General features: G+C 53.2%; 18 protein-coding genes. 10 read left to right on the top strand and 8 right to left on the bottom strand.

Annotated elements, in window-relative coordinates; genetic code table 11:
* Window positions 1-22: 22 nt before the first annotated feature.
* The 5 genes from AC8GE9_RS07155 to AC8GE9_RS07135 are packed head-to-tail and all read left to right on the top strand — an operon-like array spanning window position 23 to window position 5494.
* Window positions 23-751, top strand: coding sequence for a hypothetical protein (locus tag AC8GE9_RS07155; protein WP_506676477.1), 729 nt, complete (start codon window positions 23-25; stop codon window positions 749-751).
* Window positions 752-775: 24 nt separating this feature from the next.
* Window positions 776-2329: a glycosyltransferase family 39 protein gene (locus tag AC8GE9_RS07150; RefSeq protein WP_506676476.1), complete on the top strand. Its 1554-nt coding sequence runs from the start codon at window positions 776-778 to the stop codon at window positions 2327-2329.
* Window positions 2319-3407, top strand: coding sequence for a lysylphosphatidylglycerol synthase transmembrane domain-containing protein (locus tag AC8GE9_RS07145; protein ID WP_506676475.1), 1089 nt, complete (start codon window positions 2319-2321; stop codon window positions 3405-3407). The genes AC8GE9_RS07150 and AC8GE9_RS07145 overlap by 11 nt, the downstream gene beginning before the upstream one ends.
* A gap of 12 nt (window positions 3408-3419) precedes the next feature.
* Window positions 3420-4667 carry a glycosyltransferase family 9 protein gene (locus AC8GE9_RS07140; RefSeq protein WP_506676474.1) on the top strand — a complete coding sequence of 416 codons (1248 nt, stop codon included), beginning with the start codon at window positions 3420-3422 and terminating at the stop codon, window positions 4665-4667.
* Window positions 4664-5494 carry a phosphatase PAP2 family protein gene (locus tag AC8GE9_RS07135; protein WP_506676473.1) on the top strand — a complete coding sequence of 277 codons (831 nt, stop codon included), beginning with the start codon at window positions 4664-4666 and terminating at the stop codon, window positions 5492-5494. Before AC8GE9_RS07140 ends, AC8GE9_RS07135 begins: the two co-directional genes overlap by 4 nt.
* Before the next feature lie 52 nt (window positions 5495-5546).
* Here the strand turns inward: AC8GE9_RS07135 and AC8GE9_RS07130 are convergent, their stop codons facing one another.
* The 3 genes from AC8GE9_RS07130 to AC8GE9_RS07120 form a co-directional block, all read right to left on the bottom strand.
* Window positions 5547-6260, bottom strand: a complete 714-nt coding sequence (locus AC8GE9_RS07130) for a ribonuclease activity regulator RraA (RefSeq protein WP_506676472.1) — start codon at window positions 6258-6260, stop codon at window positions 5547-5549.
* Window positions 6261-6318: 58 nt separating this feature from the next.
* Window positions 6319-7260 carry a dihydrodipicolinate synthase family protein gene (locus AC8GE9_RS07125; RefSeq protein ID WP_506676471.1) on the bottom strand — a complete coding sequence of 314 codons (942 nt, stop codon included), beginning with the start codon at window positions 7258-7260 and terminating at the stop codon, window positions 6319-6321.
* Between the two features lie 130 nt (window positions 7261-7390).
* The gene (locus tag AC8GE9_RS07120; protein ID WP_506676470.1) at window positions 7391-8452 is read right to left on the bottom strand and encodes an isocitrate/isopropylmalate dehydrogenase family protein; all 1062 of its coding nucleotides are present in this window, start codon (window positions 8450-8452) and stop codon (window positions 7391-7393) included.
* A 136-nt stretch (window positions 8453-8588) separates the two neighbouring features.
* On the opposite strand from AC8GE9_RS07120, the gene AC8GE9_RS07115 reads away from it, so the two are divergent.
* Entirely contained in the window at window positions 8589-8828 is a 240-nt protein-coding gene (locus tag AC8GE9_RS07115) for a hypothetical protein (protein WP_506676469.1), read from the top strand.
* 31 nt (window positions 8829-8859) lie between these two features.
* Here the strand turns inward: AC8GE9_RS07115 and AC8GE9_RS07110 are convergent, their stop codons facing one another.
* Genes AC8GE9_RS07110 through AC8GE9_RS07095 form a run of 4 tightly spaced genes read right to left on the bottom strand, consistent with a single transcriptional unit; the run spans window position 8860 to window position 12601 of the window.
* Window positions 8860-9903: an alpha/beta hydrolase family protein gene (locus AC8GE9_RS07110; protein ID WP_506676468.1), complete on the bottom strand. Its 1044-nt coding sequence runs from the start codon at window positions 9901-9903 to the stop codon at window positions 8860-8862.
* Entirely contained in the window at window positions 9900-10268 is a 369-nt protein-coding gene (locus tag AC8GE9_RS07105) for a cupin domain-containing protein (RefSeq protein WP_506676467.1), read from the bottom strand. The genes AC8GE9_RS07110 and AC8GE9_RS07105 overlap by 4 nt, the downstream gene beginning before the upstream one ends.
* Window positions 10269-10316: 48 nt before the next feature.
* A complete protein-coding gene (locus AC8GE9_RS07100; protein ID WP_506676466.1) occupies window positions 10317-11378 on the bottom strand; it encodes an Ldh family oxidoreductase in 1062 nt (353 codons plus the stop codon).
* 5 nt (window positions 11379-11383) lie between these two features.
* Window positions 11384-12601, bottom strand: a complete 1218-nt coding sequence (locus AC8GE9_RS07095; RefSeq protein ID WP_506676465.1) for a serine hydrolase domain-containing protein — start codon at window positions 12599-12601, stop codon at window positions 11384-11386.
* An 82-nt stretch (window positions 12602-12683) separates the two neighbouring features.
* Between AC8GE9_RS07095 and AC8GE9_RS07090 the strand changes: the two genes are divergently transcribed.
* Genes AC8GE9_RS07090 through AC8GE9_RS07080 form a run of 3 tightly spaced genes read left to right on the top strand, consistent with a single transcriptional unit; the run spans window position 12684 to window position 15897 of the window.
* On the top strand, window positions 12684-13127 hold the full coding sequence (locus tag AC8GE9_RS07090) for a PaaI family thioesterase (protein ID WP_506676464.1): 444 nt from the start codon (window positions 12684-12686) through the stop codon (window positions 13125-13127).
* Window positions 13128-13167: 40 nt separating this feature from the next.
* Window positions 13168-13737 (top strand): phosphorylase family protein, encoded by a 570-nt coding sequence (locus AC8GE9_RS07085; RefSeq protein ID WP_506676463.1) that lies wholly within the window; start codon window positions 13168-13170, stop codon window positions 13735-13737.
* A gap of 18 nt (window positions 13738-13755) precedes the next feature.
* On the top strand, window positions 13756-15897 hold the full coding sequence (locus tag AC8GE9_RS07080; RefSeq protein ID WP_506676462.1) for an alpha/beta hydrolase domain-containing protein: 2142 nt from the start codon (window positions 13756-13758) through the stop codon (window positions 15895-15897).
* A gap of 22 nt (window positions 15898-15919) precedes the next feature.
* On the opposite strand, the gene AC8GE9_RS07075 is transcribed toward AC8GE9_RS07080, so the two are convergent.
* Window positions 15920-17560 (bottom strand): rhodanese homology domain-containing protein, encoded by a 1641-nt coding sequence (locus AC8GE9_RS07075; protein ID WP_506676461.1) that lies wholly within the window; start codon window positions 17558-17560, stop codon window positions 15920-15922.
* A 110-nt stretch (window positions 17561-17670) separates the two neighbouring features.
* Between AC8GE9_RS07075 and AC8GE9_RS07070 the strand changes: the two genes are divergently transcribed.
* Window positions 17671-18711: an NAD(P)H-dependent flavin oxidoreductase gene (locus AC8GE9_RS07070; RefSeq protein ID WP_506676460.1), complete on the top strand. Its 1041-nt coding sequence runs from the start codon at window positions 17671-17673 to the stop codon at window positions 18709-18711.
* Window positions 18712-18799: the final 88 nt, after the last annotated feature.

Raw genomic sequence — 18799 nt, 5'->3', positions numbered from 1 at the left:
GGCCCGCATCGCGGAGAATTAAATGGTTATACGTGTTCAAGCTAAACGCGCGATTTTCAAACCTGCGCCGTACGATACTAGCCGAGGCTCGCGTGGCTTGCCCGGGTGGCTCATCCTCTTGATGGTGGGTCTTTTACTGGGCGGCGGGGGTGTGCTGTTCTTGCAAGCGAGCTATGGTGAAAAGCGCCTATCCGCTGGTGAAACGCAAAAACTGACCGAAGAGCTCAAAAATCTGTCGGTCGAAAAACAGACGTTACAAACACGTGTGGACGAAGCGCAGAAAGTGCTCGATTCCGAGGTGCGCACACGCGATACCCAGATCGCAGAGCTCACAGGAAAACTGACTCAAGCCGAGAGCATCATCGTCCCTTTGCGCGAGCAGCTCGATGTTTTTGCAAAAACGCTCGTGTTTGATCCACGCTTCGGCCCTATTGGGATCAGCACAAGCCAAATCACCCAAGAGAAAAACTCCACCAAGCTTTCCTATTTGGTGTGGTTACTACAAGAAAACGCACAAAGACCCGAGTTTAAAGGCTGGCTTGAGTTGTCGTTTGAGGGTCGCTATGCCAACGGTCGCGTGGAAACCGTGACCCTGCCCCGCATCGAGGTCAAACTTAAACACTACTTACATATCACCGGTACGACCGATTTGCCCGCTGGCTTTACTGTCACGCGCGCAAACGCCAAAGTGATTTCCGAAGATGGCAAGAAACAGGTGACCTGGCGAATCCTTCCTGTTGTGGTCAAGTAAACAAACTCGGCCGCAAAGCGCACCGTGCCCATCCCCAATACCCGCCCCGCCGAGAAGCTCTCGGCGACGTCTTACCTGAACGTTAAAACGCTGCTCGCATTCGGACTGCTGATTCATTTCGGGTTTGGGTATTTGCTGACGCTCTCCGTAGACGAAGCGCACTACGTCATGTATGCGGCGATTCCTGCCTGGAGTTATTTCGATCATCCCCCTCTCGTAGGCTGGATTCAGTGGCCCTTGGTGGCACTCGATGCTCCCGACAGCATCATTCGTTTGATTCCACAACTGCTCTGGCTGGCAGTCTGTTTCTTAGCGCGAGAGCTTGCTTTCAATCTGTACGACCGCCAACACGAGCGCTTGTCGCAAGCTGGCGTTGAGCGCGAGGCCGTCGGACTATGGGCGATCGGACTGGTGCTACTCGCACCCCTGATGCATGTGCTGGCCGTTGGTTTGCTACCCGACAGCTTGTTGATGATTTTAGTACTGCTGTTGATGCAAGTCACAATGCAGCTCACAGCGACTCGCCTAGATTCTGGAGACCTTAACAAACGCCACGCGTGGTCAAAATGGCTCGCGCTTGGTCTTTTGTTCGGTTTGGCTGGGCTTTCAAAATACACAGCCGTCTTACCTGCTCTGGCCGTCATTGTGGCATTGCTCGCGGGACGAGGATTGAGGATCTTGCTGACCCCGGGCCCCTGGCTTGCCTTGATTGTGGCACTCTTACTCATTAGTCCCGTACTCATCTGGAACGCTCAGCATGAGTGGATTTCCTTTGTCTACCAACTCAAACACGGCAGCGGTGGCACTTGGCATGCGCGCAGACTCGCGGCCTTTGCCGGCATTCAACTGGTCGCCTACGGTCCCCTACTCGTCTTTGGGGCGTATCTTGCGACCCGTGAGGTCATCCAAAGCAAGCAATGGCAACTTGCACCACTGCTGTTATTTTTCTTTATCCCCTTTTTAGTGACAGCCCTCATGTCGGGCGGTGGGGGGAGCCTGCCGCACTGGACGGCGCCAGCCTGGCTGGCCATGACGCCTTTTGCCGCACTGGCTTTGGCACAGCGCTGGGCCAGTGGGCGCCGGGCCCTGCTTCTGGCTTTTATACGCGCGCAGGTTGTGGTTTGTTTAGTGGCCTTTGCCGCACTTTTTTTTGTCGGCATCCCTGGTCTCTCACCTGATCACCCTCTTATTCGCAAAAACCCCCTCGCCGATCTGTGGGGTTGGGATGAGGCCGGCCTCAAGGCCCGTGAGCTTGCTCGCATACATCATTTAAACTCGCTCTCTGTGCGCAACTGGACTTTAGGGAGTCGTCTAGCTTGGTATGCCCGTCCCTTACCTGTCCATGTGTTGGACACCCGTTTTGATCAATTCGACCTCTGGTTTGGTCAAATTCCTCCCGGCACCGACAGTCTTTTTGTAAACTGGTCACAAGTTAAGTTCGAGCTTCCGACCAAAGCCGGCGAATTTAAAGAGTGTCGACTGATGGACACCTTTGAGGCCAAACGCTTTGGTCGTCAAGTTTCACGCTTTGATTTTTATCACTGCCGTCAATGGGGCACCTCCCGAAATGCCCAATAAAGCGATCTATTCCCCTTTGAAAAATATTTTTAAACACCTTTGGCCCTACATCCGTGTTGCGCTCTCCATTGTCCTGCTTTGGCTCGCAACGCGCAGTATTGACTGGCAAGCCCTGCGAGACACCAACATCGCCATCAATCCACTTTGGTTCGGCTTGGCTTTTGTTTTGCTGGTGCTGACCAATCTGGTGGCCGTTTTGCGTTGGGGCTGGCTGATGCGCAGCGCCAAACTCTACCGCCCCGCCCGCGACTACATCTCTCTTTATTTTGCGGGCGGTTTGATTAATCAAGGGCTCCCTAGCACGCTTGGTGGCGACAGCTACCGCGCCATCGAGGGTAGTCGCGCCTATCATGTCGGCATCAATACGCATGTCCACTCGCCCCCTCAACAAACGCTGAGTCAAGAGCTTCATCAATCCGTTGATTTACAGCGCGCCCCTCCGAGACTGAGGCTGGGATTTTTTAGTGTCGGACTGGACCGTGCCCTAGGTTTGCTTGGAAATAATATTTTGGGGGCCTTAGGCCTCATCGTGGGTGGCGCGATGCTCGCGCCCTGGGGGCAGTCCCTGGGTTGGTGGATCTTGGGTGCGATGCTCGGCGCCGCAGCCTTAGCCACTATTTTGCTCAGAGTCTACACGACGAGAAATTTGATACAACGCCTCTTAAACAAACTCGGCATGCCCAATGCCATGCTTGCACTGAAAGCCGGACTAGGCTGGCCAAGCGTTGCCCCTCAAGTCGTCATTTCCGTTCTGACACATGTGTTGGCGCTTTCGAGTTTTTGGTGCTGCCTCAAGGCTTTCGGGATCGATGCACCCTTTACTGCCTTGATGATTGGCATGCCTGCCTTGGGCTTGCTCATGATGCTACCCATCAGCATCTCAGGATGGGGGCTGCGCGAAGCCACGCTGTCAGCCACACTCGCTCTCTGGGGCATTGACAGTGGGATTACCGTACTTGCGGCAGTGAGCTTTGGTATTGTGACGCTGGTCACCTATTTGCCGGGTGCTTTGTCACTGTTGAGGCGAAAGCGCGAGGATGCTCAAAATCCAATGCGCGTATCCTCCAAACATAATTAAAATGTCCTGCTTATGAGCCTCAGTGTTGACACCATGCGCACCATCGACCACAGGGTCGGTGTACCACTTTGCGCCCTTTTTACGCCCATCGTATGGTTGATGGACTGGATCGCCCGGCTCGCTGGTGGCACATCTTCCTCGCCACGCAAGGTTCTTTTTATCGAGCTTTCTGAAATGGGAAGCGCGATCATCGTTGACCCAGCCATGCGCGCAACGCAGGCACGAGGGGCTGAGATCTTCTTTTTGATTTTTAAAAGCAACCGGGCCAGCTTGAGTTTGCTCAATACGGTGCCGCCTGACAACGTCTTTACGATCGACTCAAGCTCCGTCGTGAGCCTCGCGCTCGACACGCTAAAGTTTCTACTGTGGTCACGCGCGCGCAAGATCGATACGGTCATCGATCTTGAGCTTTTTTCGCGCTTTACCGCGCTACTCACAGGCTTAAGCGGTGCGAGACGTCGCGTCGGTTATCACATTTTTCATGGCGAAGGTCTTTGGCGTGGCAACATGTTGACCCATAAAGTCCACTACAACCCGCATATTCATATTGCAAAAAACTTTCTATCGCTGATTCACGCAGCCTTTGCGACGACTCAAGAAACACCCTTTAGCAAAATCAATATTCCTGATTCAGCCATCATCATTGCACAGGCTGTGATTGATCCACAGGTCCGGCTCGATGTCCTGCGTCGCATCGAACGACTTGCTGAGAAAGCCCAGTGTTCATTCAAGCTTGACGCACAGCCTCTTTTTCTAGTCAATCCAAATGCCAGCGAACTTTTGGTTCAACGTCGATGGGCACCTGAGCGTTTTTCAGCCCTAATTGTCGAGCTCCAACGCAAATGGCCTGATAGTTTGATCCTCCTGACCGGTTCACCCGACGAGCTTGAGTATGTTGAAAACGTCCGCCTTGGGTCGCAGGTAAGTCACGCACTCAATTTTGCGGGTCAAGTTTCCTTTGCAGAGCTCCCCGCGCTCTATAGCCTAGCGGATGTCATGGTCACGAATGACTCGGGACCCGGACATTTTTCTTCTGTCACAGACCTGCACACCGTTGTGCTGTTTGGACCCGAAACCCCTGCGCTGTACGGTTCACTCGGCAAATCCATTCCTATCACTGCACAGCTCGCTTGCTCGCCCTGCGTGAGTGCAGCCAATCACCGCAAGACCCCATGCTCTGACAATGTTTGCATGCAGGCGATCTCTGTCGCGCAGGTGATGGAAAAAGTCACCGTGCAATTCGATGCGGCGCGAGCATGACTCAAGTGCCCACCATGAAGACCGTTCAAGCAAAAGATTTTCTTTGGTGTCTGGTTCCCTTGGCGGTCTGGCTGACGTTGTGGTTGTTTGCTTCTCCCGAGCCTCAATTATTTTTGCAGCTCAATCACGCCGCGCAAGCCTTGCCTGAACTATTTTGGGTGAGTTTTAATATTCTGGGCAACGGCTGGGCTATTTTCGCTCTAGCCTGTCCTCTGTTGTTACTCGCGCCACGTCTTCTCCCCGCGGCGCTGGTGGGTGGCGCAATCTCTGCTGTTCTTTCTCATTTCTTTAAACACACGCTTGAGATGCCGCGTCCCGCTGCACTACTGGATCCCGCAAGTTTTCATATCGTGGGTAAAACACTCACGCATTTCTCGATGCCTTCGGGACATACCCTGACCGCTTTTGCGATCCTGACGGCCTTTTATTTTGCGCTAGAGCCTTCTAAACGCGGTGCGCATTGGTGGTTGTTTGTGGCTGCGACTCTAGCCGGTTTAGCGCGTATTGCTGTGGGTGCGCATTGGCCCGCCGACGTCTGCGCAGGTGCGACCATTGGTTTGTTTAGCGGGATCGCGGGCGCCAGACTCACACAAGCCATCCCGGCACGCGCCTTAGTTCCTCAATCATGGCTCATGCGGATCATCAGTTCAGCGGGTGTCGTTGGCGTGGTGATTCTCTTGACGACCACCATTGATTTTCCGCAAGCCAAACCCGTCCAATGGGTCGCGGCGACCATAGCAAGCATCAGCATTGCGTGGTTTACCTGGCGCTCTTTTACCGCGACCAAGTCCGGTCGCTCAGAGAAGAAAACCCGTTCGGCCACATAGAAAAAGGCCTGCGCATCCACGCAGGCCCCGATAACAGCCGTATCCCAGTCTCTTAATTCAGACCTGTTTCAGCCTTGTAGCGAGCCAAGTTTTCAGCGTTTGGCGGGTAGAGGCCTGGTAAAGCATGGCCCTTTTCAACCTGAGTCATAATCCAGGTCTCAAGTTTCTCCTGGGCCGCTGCGCTCGTCACGACATCATCGAGCATCGCAGCGGGAATCAACACCGCGCCATCGTCGTCCACGACCACGACGTCACCGGGAAACACCGCGACGCCACCACAACCAATCGGCTGCTGCCAATCGACGAAGGTCAAACCGGCTACCGATGGGGGAGCTGCTGCACCGGAGCACCAGACAGGCAAACCTGTCCCAAGCACGCCCGCAAGATCACGCACCACGCCGTCTGTCACAAGCGCGGCGACCTTCTTTTTTGCCATACGTGCGCACAGAATATCGCCAAAAATACCGGCGTCTTGAACTCCCATCGAGTCCACGACGGCGATACAACCTTCGGGCATATCTTCGATCGCACCGCGAGTCGATTTAGGTGAGGACCAAGATTCGGGCGTTGCCAAATCCTCACGCGCCGGGACGAAACGCAGCGTGAACGCGCGCGCCACCAGACGCGGCTGACCAGCACGGATCGGTTTGGTACCGCGCATCCAGACATTGCGCAAACCTTTCTTAAGCAAAATCGTCGTCAGCGTTGCAGTGGAAATCCCTGCGAGGATGTCTTTCACCTTGGGATCAAGTTGCATATCTACCATGAGTACTCTCCGGGTCACTAAGCGTGTGTGTTTATAAATGGTTTGAATTCGCGCAGGATTAACCCAACGCAGCGAGTTTTTTCTCTTGTCTGGTAATCAGTCGGGCAATGTCCGCCAAGTCGGGTGCGGACAGTTTAGGACCAGGCTTTCTGACCGCGGCTGAAGCGATCGCACCGCGTTGCGCCAGAATGTGCTTGCGCACAGCCAAGCCCACGCCAGCCTGTTGTTCGTACTTTGCCAAAGGCAAGTAGCAATCAAAAATATCGAACGCGCGCTCGACATTTCCTGCCTTAAAGGCCTTGACCACGTCAACCATCATCTCGGGGTAAGCAAAACCGGTCATCGCGCCATTGGCGCCACGTACCATTTCTTCGGGCAAGAACAAACCGCCGCCATTACCCGTCAAGATGGAAATCTGGCGCAGATCACCCTTTTCGATTGCCTGACGCACGGCCGAGAGCTTGGCCAGTCCGGGGAAATCCTCATGCTTGAGCATGACACAGGTGGGTGAGTTCTTCAGGATACGCAACACCACGCCCGCCGACATCTGCACACCGGTCGAGGTAGGGTGATCCTGGAGGCACCAGGGCACATCGGATCCCAAGGTCTCGTTGACCATATCGAAATAGCTGCAAATCTGGTCATCGGTGCGCACGGTCGAGGGGGGTGCAATCATCACGCCGGCCGCGCCCATATCCATCACGCTCTTGGTGAGTTCACTCATGGGCGCAAAACCTGCGGAAGAAGCGCCGACCACGACAGGCACTTTGCCTTGTACGCGGGCGAGGACTTGGCGCGTGAACTGGCGCGACTCTTCGGCAGTGAGCTTGGTATTTTCGCCCATGATCCCGAGAATCGTCAGACCGGTGACGCCACGCTCGAGGCAGAAATCCACCATCCGATCGGTACTTGCTAAATCAAGATCTCCGTTGTCCTTGAAAGGTGTGACGGTAATCAGGTAGACGCCTTCGGCGGATTCGTTAAAGGTATTGGCTGTCATTGCAGTGATTCCTTGTCTTTTTAACTACCTGAGAGATTCAATCCAACAGGATATCGCGGTGCGCGTTACGTTAGCACAAAGGGCGCCCTAGGATTGGTCTACGCACCTAGGGGTATCTCGACGCTATTGTTTATGCCTTGGCCAAGCGCTCCAACAAAGCCTGACCGGTCTCCTTGGTACCGAGCTTGCCACCAATATCTTTGGTTGATTCACCGGCGGCAATCGCTTCTGCCATCGCGGTTTCCATCACTTGTGCAGCGGTCACGAACTGGGGCTTATTTTGACGTTGACCATACCAATTCAGCAGCATCGCGACAGACCAGACCTGTGAAAAGGGATTGGCAAGGTTTTTGCCTGCGATATCAGGTGCCGAACCATGCGCTGCTTGCGCCATGGCATAGTGATCTCCTGCATTGATCGAACCCGCCATCCCCAAACTGCCAGAAAGCTCGGAGGTCAAGTCAGACAAAATATCGCCAAACATATTGGTGGTGACCAGCACGTCGTAGCGCTCAGGCGTCCGGACGACATGCGCCATCATGGCATCAACAATAATTTCCTCGATTTGCACCTCAGGAAACTCTTGACCAATCAAGCGGCAAGAATCGATGAACATGCCATCACCGAGTCGCAACACGTTGGCTTTATGCACCACGGTGACATGCTTTCTGCGGGTCATGGCGAGTTCGAACGCCGACCGTGCAATCCGCTCGCAACAGAGGCGAGTGATACGACGCAAGGAGACCACAACATCTGGTGTGATCAGCATTTCGCTGCCACCCGACTCGATATTGCGATCAGCGTAAAAGCCTTCAGTGTTTTCACGTACAACGACGAGATCTAGTGGCTTGTGAGCGGTGCCGCAACCCGGAAAGGTCTTTGCGGGACGAATGTTGGCATACAGATCCAAGCTCTTACGGAAAAACTTTGATGGATTGATTTCACCTTTGGCTTCGTCTTTGAAATCGTAGGTGGCCATCGGACCCAAAATCAAACCATCAGCATTTTTAACAGACTCGAGTAAGCCAGCATGAATCGTGGTGCCGTGCTTTTTAAGGCTCTCGTGACCAGCGATATCGTGCTTAAGCGACACGTCGAGCTTGAGTTTTTTAGAAATAAACTCTAACGCGTCGACCGCGACCGAGACTGTTTCCACACCAATGCCATCACCTGGCAGCACAATAATTTTCATAATGGGTCTCTAAAAAAAATTTTTTACTTCAAAATTGGCTGACAAAAATAATAAGTTAGCGTACATTTTAAAAATGATTCTTTTAAAACGATGTTGATCTGGCCCGAGAATACTCTTTTTTGCTCAAAGGAATAACATGAAAACATTCATTTTTAGCGCTCTTTTATCTTCTGCTATTTTAATTCCAAGCTTTGCTTCGGCCCAGACATCGCATCTCGATATTGCAATCGCCTCTTTAAAAACATCCATCAGCGAAGCCATTCAATGCGGTGGTGGTGGCAAAGATGGTGCGGGCTGCAAAGGAGCAAGAGGCGAGGCGATCGTTTTAATGCGTCAGGCCCTTGCCAAATTAGAAGCTGCGAAAAAAGGTCAATAAACAAGATCTAACGCTGCAAAGTCTGGGGTTTTTAACCAAACTTTAATTCGTCTCCGGGGCTTTGAAGATTGCGCAGTCTTTCTTCAAAGGCCTCTTTTGTCGCAGGCACGGAACGTCCCTCCGCTACTAGGTAATATGCCCAAAACGCAGTCGTCATCTGACTGACTCGCCCCCATAATGCCCGATTACCTTGCTCGGTCACCTTAATGTCTCGACTGAAGCGCTTGGGATCCACCACTTCGCCTGCAAAGCTCATATGGTCGGCATCACGTAGCTTGAGTTGAAGCTTGCTGCCTACAGGCAGATGAGCAAACACCGATTCTCGATTGGCCAAACTCACGCCAAGCTGTATGGCCTCTCCATCCTTTTTAAACGTCACAAACTGATCGTGATCACCCGTGATGCAAAAAAAAGGGATCGGGACCTCGGACATGGATCGCGCTCGCTCGAGCGAGGTCGCTCCCGGCGAAAACGCGATGACTGCCTTGATCCGAGGATCCCGCATGCTATTTGCGCCAAGGGGCTGTCCCGCAATCGTTTGGGCTGTGAGCGCGCCATAAGAGTGACCGGCTAAGCCAATCCTTTCTGGATCGATATAGGGGGCGAGTTGTGCAGACTGCAAGCAGTGGTCTAACGCAAAGCTACAGTCGGACACGCGTAAACCATATTGCGGTCCGGCGAGTGCCAGTTGCATATTGGCTTTGAAACTCTGCTTGTCACTGGTTCGCCAAAGAGAATCATCGGTCACAGGATGCGCAAGCGTCACCACAAGGTAGCCTGCTTGACGCCAGGCCTCGCACCACGCCCCTCCATTAGAGACGCCGCTTCCCAGGCCGGGCGAGTAGAGAATCATTCCTGTCGGGACCTGAGCCGCAGGCAAGCGTGCGCGCAGCTTGATCGAACGGCCTGTTTTAGGGTTTTTGATGGACACGACCGCAGGGTCAGACGTTGTGGCGTTCTCTTTTAGGTCTTGACGGACTTGCGCCATACTGCGACGCGGATCACCCAACACACTCGCGCCCGTGATACCAACAACACCGAGCGCGCCGAGCAAACGCCGACGCGTCACACTCACATTGCAACCGTTTTGAACTGACCTGGCAAGACGATCTCAAGCACTTCAAAATCATCCGAGTGACTGATTTCACGATGGCGGATATGGGGTGGTTGATGCACGCAAGTCCCTTCAACGAGTTTATGTTCGCCGTGACCTTCATATTCAAAAATGGCCCAGCCCTTGAGTACATATACAAATTGAAAGTCCAACTCATGGCGATGCCATTCACCTGTCGCGTTGCAACCTTTGGTCGCACGGATGACATGCATCACTGCAGCCCCCTTGGTTGAATCAAAGATTCCGAGGTCACGATAATCAAAATACTCACGCAAACCATCGTGCGTAAAAGGTTTGTCCTTCGCGTGTTGAATACTGAATTCCATTGTCTCTACACCTTTATTTTTAAACAATTACTTTTAAATATTTTTTACTTACAGTACACCTGCGTGTCTGGCCACACGGAGCACATCTGAGAGCGTATCTTCAGGCAAAATCAGCCCTTGCTTTCGATGCTTAAGATCGGCCAACTTTTCCATTTCACCCGGGTAGTAGACCTGCTCATGCCCTTGGGCTAAAGGCACGTCTTTTAAAGAGCGGATATACGCATCGATACGTTGCTCAAACTCGGTCAGTGGCTGAAACGCTGCGACATTCATCGCCACCATAAAGTGACCTGCACCGCTCCGGTTGGTCGGATCGTACGGTCCGTGAACCGTATCGAGAAACTGACTGCCCGACAATACACCAGACAAAATATCCACCATCACGCCCATCACATAGCCTTTGTGGCCTGCCATCGGAAGGATAAAGCCCTCCAAGGCTTCTTTGGGATCCGTCGTAGGACGACCTCGCGCATCGACCGCCCAATAGTCCGGAATCGACTCGCGCCGTTTATTGGCGAGATAAATCTTGCCTCGGGCCACACCTGAGTTGGCCATATCCATGACAACAGGTCCATAGGCACCACCCGGCACGGCGATCGACCAGGGATTGGTGCCGATCTTCTTTTTCAAACCACCCCACGGCGCCATATTGGGTCCTGCATTGCTCATCAACATCATGATGCAGCCTTGCTCAGCCGCTATACGCGTGTAGTACATGCACGTACCGAAATGATTGGAATTGCGTATCGAAACAATCCCGACACCGTGCTTACGCGCGCGGGTGACAGCCTCATCAACAGCGCGGCGCGTGATGACCTGACCAACGCCATCATGCCCATCCATCACCGCAACCGCACCCGCGTCGACTTCGAGCGTTGTGTGCGTGTGCGCTTTCATAGCGCCCGACTCGAGACGCGCGTAATACCAACCTAGCCGCAACATACCGTGCGATTGGTGGCCCCATAAGTCGGCCTGAACCAAAGTGTCCGCAGCCAGCAAAGCTTCCTGCTCGGGCACACCGATGCTGCGATAGACTGCGGCAGCGAGAGCTTTTACACGCTCGGGATCAAGAGGTTGATTAAGCGTGAACTCTTTTTCGTTCAGATTCATCTTGATCACTTCACCAGCGCCGAATACACAAGCGTTTTATAAAGCATACGACTTTGAATTTTGTGTGTCGGTCCCTGCGTCAAAATCAGAGCGGTCAGGTTTTCCTTGTAGTCCAGCCAAAAGCTGGTCCCCCAAACTCCAGACCAGAGGGACTCACCGAGAGAGCCGGGAACCCAGCACATGCCCTGATTAAGCCTGACTGCAAAGCCAAGTCCAAAACCGTAACCGGGTCCGGTATTGGCATGGGTCGAGCCCGTCATTCCCACCGTATGCTCAGCGCACATGAATTCGACCGTGCGACGTGATAAGTAGCGCCTGCCATCGAGCTCTCCTCCACGCAGCATCATCTGTAAAAATCGCATGTAATCCGCAGCTGTACCAAGCAGACCCGCCCCACCTCGAAGATAGGTACGGCCCACGGGGTTTGTGGTTTGACGATACGCAATGAGCATTTTGGCTTTAAGCGGATCCGAGTCAGGCGCCTCGGCGAGTCTGCCGATCCGCTCAGGCTCCAGCCACCATGAGGTGTCTTTCATGCCAAGAGGCTTAATCAACAGTGTATTGAGAATCTCCTCAAGCGTCTTGTTTTCAACCCGCTCGAGCAACAGTCCCAACACATCGACTGCGATCGAATACTCCCAGTGCGTGCCGGGCTGACTCGCGAGTGGGATAGTACCCAGATTTTTGAGCATCTGATCGCCAAGGATGTCTTGCTTGTTGGCTTCAATCTGCAATTCGTCATACAACTTTCTGATCCGGGGTGACTGAGCCCGATCACCATGCACAAATCCCGCGGAGTGTCGCATCAAATCTTGAACCGTGATGGGACGAATCAATGGCACGTCCCCATTGGGCGTCTCAACCTTGAGATCTTTAAGCTCCGGAAGCCAGTTCGTGATGGAGTCATACAGATTAAAACGTCCTCGCTCGACCAACATCATGGCTGCTACCGTCACCAGTGGTTTGGTCATCGAGGCGAGCCGAAAAATCGAATCGCGTGCCATCGGTATCGTACAGGCAGCGTCTTGATGTCCGTAGGCTTCGAAATGAACGCACTCATCATTGCGCAGCACCATTGTGACGGCGCCTGGGAAAATTCCGGTGGCGATCTGCTCCTCGATGGAGAGGCCAAGACGCTCGAGCCTGGACTGCGAAAAACCTTGGCGCACATGCGCTTCGTATTCAGGGCCAGGGCGCGCGGAAGTTGCAGAAGTCGATGTCATAGCGGTCCACTTAAGTCAGTCAGGTTCAGTTACGGCATAATCTTACGTTAAATCAACCCTCTCACCCTCAGGAATCTGTTGTATGCCCAAGCTTCGCCTCACGATCACTGTCGACGAACTCAATCAACGTAGCGGTGAAAACCTACCTGGCCTGATGGGGGTTGAGATGCTGGAACTCTCCGAGGGGTCGCTCAAAAGCCAGATGAAGCTGCGCAAAGTCCATTTCGCCCCCAATACCTATCTGCATGCCGCAAGCGTCATCGCCCTGGCCGATACGACCTGCGGCTACGCCACCGTTGCCCACCTGCCCGAGGGTGCGGCGTCCTTTACAACCATTGAGCTCAAAAGCAACCATTTAGGGACTGTTCGAGGCGAAGGCGCCATCATTTGCTGCACCGCAACAGCGCAACACCTCGGCGGCAATACCCAAGTTTGGGACGCGGTGGTCACGGATGCTGAAACAGACAAGAAAATCGCGATTTTCCGTTGCACACAAATGGTACTCTGGCCCAAGAAAGACGCGTGAACCTCCGGCCAAGCATTCCATACTCACACACCCCGACTTTATGCACACTCACCTGATCGTCCTGACCGCGCTGCGTGCCGAGCTTGATCATTCGAGCATGCCCTCAGGCGTCCAGGTTTTTTATACAGGCATTGGCAAGATCAATGCCACGATCACTGCGCTGCAAGCGATCGCACACACACGTCCATCACTCATCGTGAACTTTGGTACAGTCGGTGCGGTCAGTGAAGACGTCTCGGGCTTGCTTGAGATCAAGCGCGTGGTGCAACGTGACATGATCGCCGAGCCACTCTCGCCTCGTGGACGTGTCCCCTTTTGTGAACGTCCATACGAATATTTTTCGCACCAAGGCACACATACTTGTGGCACAGGCGATAGCTTTGTGACCACAAAAGATCCTTGGTTCCAAGAGCAAGGCATCCACGTGGTGGATATGGAACTCTTCGCGATCGCCACGGTCGCCCATGCGCACGGACTGCCATGGCTCTCGTACAAATATGTGACTGACTTTACGAACGAAGTGTCAGGTCAGGTGTGGCACGAGAAAGTCAACCACGGCGAAGAACTCTTTTTAGAAAAGCTGTTGGAGTTGCATCAAATCACTAAATAACAATACCAAGGAGACAGTATGGAATCCCGAAGCAAAAAAAGAATACTTTTTTCAGCACTACTCGCCAGCACTCTTGGCCTATTAGGCGCTACATCGTCGGAGGCGCGCGTCACAAAAATTGTGATTGATGAGGTGACGCCGATGGCTAAACCTGCTGTCGATGGGATCCGCCCTATTGCCTATGAAACAATCGCCGGACGAGCGTTTGGCGAGCTTGATCCAAAGCTGCCGCAAAATGCACTCATTCAAGATATCGAACTCGCCAAGAGTTCAGATGGCAAGGTTCGATATGTGGCCTCCTTTGTGATGCACAAACCCGTCGATCTGAGTCAGGCAAGTGGGTTGCTATGGCATGATGTACCCAATCGCGGTCGTGTCTATCCTTTTTCCCCGAGAGAACAGGAGCTAGGTGACATTTTTCTAGCAAGTGCTTGGCAAGGTGACAATAGTGGCAACACTCGCGTGCGTCCTGTCAATTCCGCCAAGACGGGTCAGTTCCTTGAAGTCCCCGTCGCACGCCTACCCAATGGTGATCCTGTTACGGGCGAAGTATTTGGGCGTATCGTCAATCGTTCAGGCAAGGCATCACAACCACTGATCGTGCAAAGCAATCCGGTTCCTTACAAGCCAATTTCACTTGACACATCAAAATCAAAACTGACTTCGAGGGGCGGCGAAGGCATGCACGGACAAGTCATGGATGAGATTCGCATCCCCGACTCAGCTTGGGCTTGGGGTAAATGCGATGACAAAACGCCATTTCCTGGCACACCCGATGCTACGCAGATTTGCTTAAAAGACGGCTTTGATCCCAAACGTCTGTACCAGGTCGTTTTTACTGCTGCTGATCCTTACGTTTTAGGAATCGGCTTTGCCGCTTGGCGAGATGTGGGTGACTTTTTCAAAAATGCAACCAAAGATGATTCAGGAACCACTAACCCAGTTGCTGGCATATCTAAACACAGCATTGGCAGGGGTGTTTCTCAATCGGGAAATTTTCTAAGAGGCTGGCTTCACCTTGGCTTTAATCAAGCTGAACACGGAGGCATTGTGCACGATGGAATGTGGCCGATCATTGCCGGACGTCGCATCGCGCTGAACTTTCGCTGGGCGCAAGCCGATGGCGTGCTTGAACTTTATCAAGCAGGTAGTGAAGGACCGCAATGGTGGCTCCCTCATCCAGACCCCATCCGAGGTTTACCTGCTGCGGGTATTCTAGATCGCTGCACTGCATCCAACACCTGTCCAAAAATTGTTGAGCATTTCGGTTCTGCCGAGGTTTGGGCACTCAAGCTCACACCGGAATGGGTGGGTACCGATGGCAAACAAGACCTTCCGCTTCCAAACACCGTCAGACGGTATTACATTGCCAGCAGTCATCACGGTGGTGGTGCAGGCGGTTTTGACACAAGTCTGCCCGGTGTCGGCTTGCCGAAAACGCCAGCCGTGTGTCCAGGAAATAATTTTGGGGTTGGCATTTTGCCTGCCAATCCTGTTCCGCACACTGAGACGGTCAATGCGATTCGCGTACATTTTCGAGATTGGGTCATGAAAGGTACCGAACCACCTCCTAGCCGCTATCCAACACTGGCTCCAAAACCAGGCGAACAAAGTGGCACTCTCGCTTTGGCCAACAAGAAAGATATCGGTTTCCCCACGTTGCCAGGCTTACGTCCCACGGTTCCTGAACCTGATTTCATCATGAGTGTGTTGGATTATGACTGGGGCCCTCAGTTCAATGCCTTAGATGTTTCTGGCATCCCGACAAATGCCCCACCACCCATCAAACAAGTCATAAAAATGTTCGCTCCTAAGGTGAATCTAGATGGCAACGAACTAGGTGGTGTGCCCGTCGTATTGCTCGATGCACCTCTTGGAACGTACTTGGGATGGAACATCACGGCTGACGGAGTAAAGCCCTTTCATAAAGATCAGATTTGTAATTATGTTGGTGGAATGATTCCTTTTGCGCGCACTGCGGCTGAGCGTAAAGCAAATCAAGATCCGCGCTTGTCTTTGGAGGAGCGTTATGGCAATCACGAGGGCTATGTCGCAGCTGTGATAAAGGCTTCTGAGCGCGCAACAAAAGAAGGATTTTTATTACCTGTGGATGCTGCCGCGCTGATCGAAAAAGCAAAAGCCAGCAAAGTACTTCGCTAGCCTTTGCTATTTATCAGGATTTTTATAAAACCCAAAAGTGATGCGTGCCGTCTCGTCCGAGCTGTTCGACTAAGCCGAACTCCCAGTCGAGATAGCCCTGCATCGCTTCGCGGGCATTGTCTGTCCCCTCATACGGCCGCTTGTAACGATCGAGCGCTGGAGACACCAAATGCGTCGGACCTTTTTCTAGCGCGAGACTCGCTTCGCGCCATGCCTGCGTACCTCCCTCCAAGACGAGCACCTCAGCATCACCTTGCGCATGACGCAGCGCTTGGGAAAACTCCTCGTATGCAAACCGCGCCATCGCACCATCCGGACAGGTCAGCACATAGCGCGAGGCCTTCGGCAACCGCGTCACGGCTTCTTTGAATTGCGAACGCAACACGTAATGCGCACCGGGAATGTGTCCTTGAATGTATTGCGCATGACGTCCCAGATCGACCACGATTGTGTCCGACTCCGAAGGGGCCCCAGCAAAGCATGCTGCCAAGCGCTCACTATTAATGATGGGAACTTCTGGGAGCGTTGGCAGCTCAGACTGCCAAATACCCTTGACACTGAAAGCCTTTGCGTCAACACCCTCTAACACATAGACATCCCATGCCATCTGCGCGAGCCAAGAGGCGGTCATATTGGCGCGTACACCATCAGAGTCAGTCAACACCAATCTAGCACCGCGTACGGGCGCGACCATCTCGGTTTCTTGTACCAACTGACCACCCGGCATCGAGCGAAAGCCTGTTAGGTGGCCCGCCAGAAACTCTTCGGGATTGCGGGTATCAAAAAAATAGGTCGTGCGTTCAACCTGAGTGCGCCAGATTTGTATCTCTTCAAGCGTTGCGCGTTTGACGCCCGCGCGATCGGCCACATGTCGCGCACGCTCGGCCGCGCTGTTTATCGTGACCTGCGAGACTTCGGAAAACTTTCTGGTTTGCCCTTTATCCAGGACTTGTTCGGCAAGCGTCCAGCCAATTGTGCCATTGCGCAAGGCAGAAACCTGATTGGGGATGCCCGCATTGATTAAGGATTGCGTACCGATGATACTGCGCGTGCGGCCTGCGCAATTTACAATGACGCGTGTCTCGGGTCGCGGGGCCAACTCGGCGATCCGCAGCACCAGCTCAGCGCCCGGGCAGCTAATGGCGGTAGGAATGCTCATCGTGTTGTACTCGTCAAACCGTCGAACATCCACGAGCACCACATCGGCTTTCTCATCGATCAGTGCTTTGACTTCCTGTGCGGACAGAGAGGGTGTGTGTTGTCGCGCTTCGACCAACTCGCCAAAGGATTTGCTCGGCACATTGACATCTTTAAAGAGCTCTCCACCCGCAGCGGCCCAGGCACGCACGCCTCCTGCAAAAACACTCACGCGGGTAAATCCAAGACTCACTAATCTTTGCGCCGCCCGCATCGCATCCGAATCGTCGAGTGGCACATCGCCCTCGTCGAGTGTCACAAGCCAAGCATCACGCCGCGGTAACTTGCTGTAGGCATCAAGCTCCAATCGTGACAAAGGAAAATTGGCTGCAAACAAAGGATGTGACTGGGCATGCGGATCTTCCTCGCGCACATCCAAAAAAGCGATTTCGCTTTTATCCAATAATGCCTGACGAACGGCCTGATAGTGACATGTTTCAATATTGAGGTGAGCAATACTTTGCATCTGAATGAATTCCAAAGTTCAGTCTTTCATCTTTTCTTTCTGATTAGTAATGATATACGGCATTCCGAGGATAGAATGGATCAACCAACCCTCAAAAGGCGGACTCGACCATGGCATTTGCTCTAAATCAATTACGTGTGCCGATTATTCAAGCTCCCATGGCGGGTGGGATCAATACACCAGCATTAGTTGCCGGGGTGACACAGGCGGGCGGCCTAGGCAGCTTTGGCTTTGCCTACAGCCCTCCTCAAAGAATCAGTGATGATCTTGCCGCGGCCAAGCGTCTGACCTCGGGTCCCATTAATGCCAATTTTTTCGTCTTTCAAGAAATCCCTACGCCCAGTGCTGAACTCCAGCACCAGGCTATTACCGCGCTCAAGCGCCTGCAGATCACCCAAGACCTCAGACTAGCCAGCCCCCAACCCCCTTTTATTCCTGACTTAAAGGCCATGCTTGAGCCTGTTTGGCTGCACCAGCCTGCAGTACTAACTTTTCACTTTGGCTTGCCACAAACAGAGATACTGGAGCGCGCACGCTTGTCAGGGATCACTGTAGGCGTCACGGCAACCTGTTTAGCCGAAGCGCAAGCGATCGAGGCGGCAGGTGTCGATTTTGTGGTCGCACAAGGGATCGAAGCGGGTGGTCATCGCGGCACCTTTCAGCCCGATACGCTTGATGAGGATACCTCCACCCTTGTACTCGTCAGACAACTCACGGCAGCGCTGCGTATTCCCGTCGTCGCGGCCGGTGGCCTCATGTCGGGCAATGACATTGCCCTGGCTCAGGCTGCCGGTGCGGCGGCGGCACAAATGGGCACTGCGTTTCTGGTTTGTGATGAATCAGGAGCAACACCAGCACATAAGCATTTCTTACTCACTAAACCGACTCGGGGAACCGTCTTCACCCACGGCTTTTCCGGCAGGCGTGCGCAAGGCCTGCGCAATGCGTTCATCGATGCCATGCAGGGACAGCCCCATTTGCCTTTCCCCCTGCAGAACACCCTGACAACCCCCTTGCGACAAATCGCTGTGCAACATGATGACGGCGAGCATCAAAGCCTCTGGGCCGGACGCGCATATGCCCAGGCTCGGCCCATGAAGGTTCAGCAACTCATGGAAGTCTTAGAACAAGAGTACTTGCAACACATCTAAACTAGGGAAAACCCTTAAAAATGACTTCTCTACAGCCTGTATCGTTGCAATATTGAAATACATCTATCCTCCACAATGCAGTTTCTCT

Source organism: Zwartia lucis (assembly GCF_965234455.1).
Taxonomy (GTDB): Bacteria; Pseudomonadota; Gammaproteobacteria; order Burkholderiales; family Burkholderiaceae_B; genus Zwartia; species Zwartia lucis.
This window is presented reverse-complemented; position numbering and strand designations above follow the sequence as displayed.

What these genes read in the sequence shown, in the direction of transcription:
- AC8GE9_RS07125 (WP_506676471.1), bottom strand. Translation starts at nt 7,260, where the DNA reads ATGACAGCCAATACCTTTAACGAATCCGCCGAAGGCGTCTACCTGATT.
- AC8GE9_RS07085 (WP_506676463.1), top strand. Translation starts at nt 13,168, where the DNA reads ATGCACACTCACCTGATCGTCCTGACCGCGCTGCGTGCCGAGCTTGAT.
- AC8GE9_RS07120 (WP_506676470.1), bottom strand. Translation starts at nt 8,452, where the DNA reads ATGAAAATTATTGTGCTGCCAGGTGATGGCATTGGTGTGGAAACAGTC.
- AC8GE9_RS07130 (WP_506676472.1), bottom strand. Translation starts at nt 6,260, where the DNA reads ATGGTAGATATGCAACTTGATCCCAAGGTGAAAGACATCCTCGCAGGG.
- AC8GE9_RS07105 (WP_506676467.1), bottom strand. Translation starts at nt 10,268, where the DNA reads ATGGAATTCAGTATTCAACACGCGAAGGACAAACCTTTTACGCACGAT.
- AC8GE9_RS07080 (WP_506676462.1), top strand. Translation starts at nt 13,756, where the DNA reads ATGGAATCCCGAAGCAAAAAAAGAATACTTTTTTCAGCACTACTCGCC.
- AC8GE9_RS07140 (WP_506676474.1), top strand. Translation starts at nt 3,420, where the DNA reads ATGAGCCTCAGTGTTGACACCATGCGCACCATCGACCACAGGGTCGGT.
- AC8GE9_RS07155 (WP_506676477.1), top strand. Translation starts at nt 23, where the DNA reads ATGGTTATACGTGTTCAAGCTAAACGCGCGATTTTCAAACCTGCGCCG.
- AC8GE9_RS07070 (WP_506676460.1), top strand. Translation starts at nt 17,671, where the DNA reads ATGGCATTTGCTCTAAATCAATTACGTGTGCCGATTATTCAAGCTCCC.
- AC8GE9_RS07145 (WP_506676475.1), top strand. Translation starts at nt 2,319, where the DNA reads ATGCCCAATAAAGCGATCTATTCCCCTTTGAAAAATATTTTTAAACAC.
- AC8GE9_RS07075 (WP_506676461.1), bottom strand. Translation starts at nt 17,560, where the DNA reads ATGCAAAGTATTGCTCACCTCAATATTGAAACATGTCACTATCAGGCC.
- AC8GE9_RS07100 (WP_506676466.1), bottom strand. Translation starts at nt 11,378, where the DNA reads ATGAATCTGAACGAAAAAGAGTTCACGCTTAATCAACCTCTTGATCCC.
- AC8GE9_RS07135 (WP_506676473.1), top strand. Translation starts at nt 4,664, where the DNA reads ATGACTCAAGTGCCCACCATGAAGACCGTTCAAGCAAAAGATTTTCTT.
- AC8GE9_RS07095 (WP_506676465.1), bottom strand. Translation starts at nt 12,601, where the DNA reads ATGACATCGACTTCTGCAACTTCCGCGCGCCCTGGCCCTGAATACGAA.
- AC8GE9_RS07090 (WP_506676464.1), top strand. Translation starts at nt 12,684, where the DNA reads ATGCCCAAGCTTCGCCTCACGATCACTGTCGACGAACTCAATCAACGT.
- AC8GE9_RS07115 (WP_506676469.1), top strand. Translation starts at nt 8,589, where the DNA reads ATGAAAACATTCATTTTTAGCGCTCTTTTATCTTCTGCTATTTTAATT.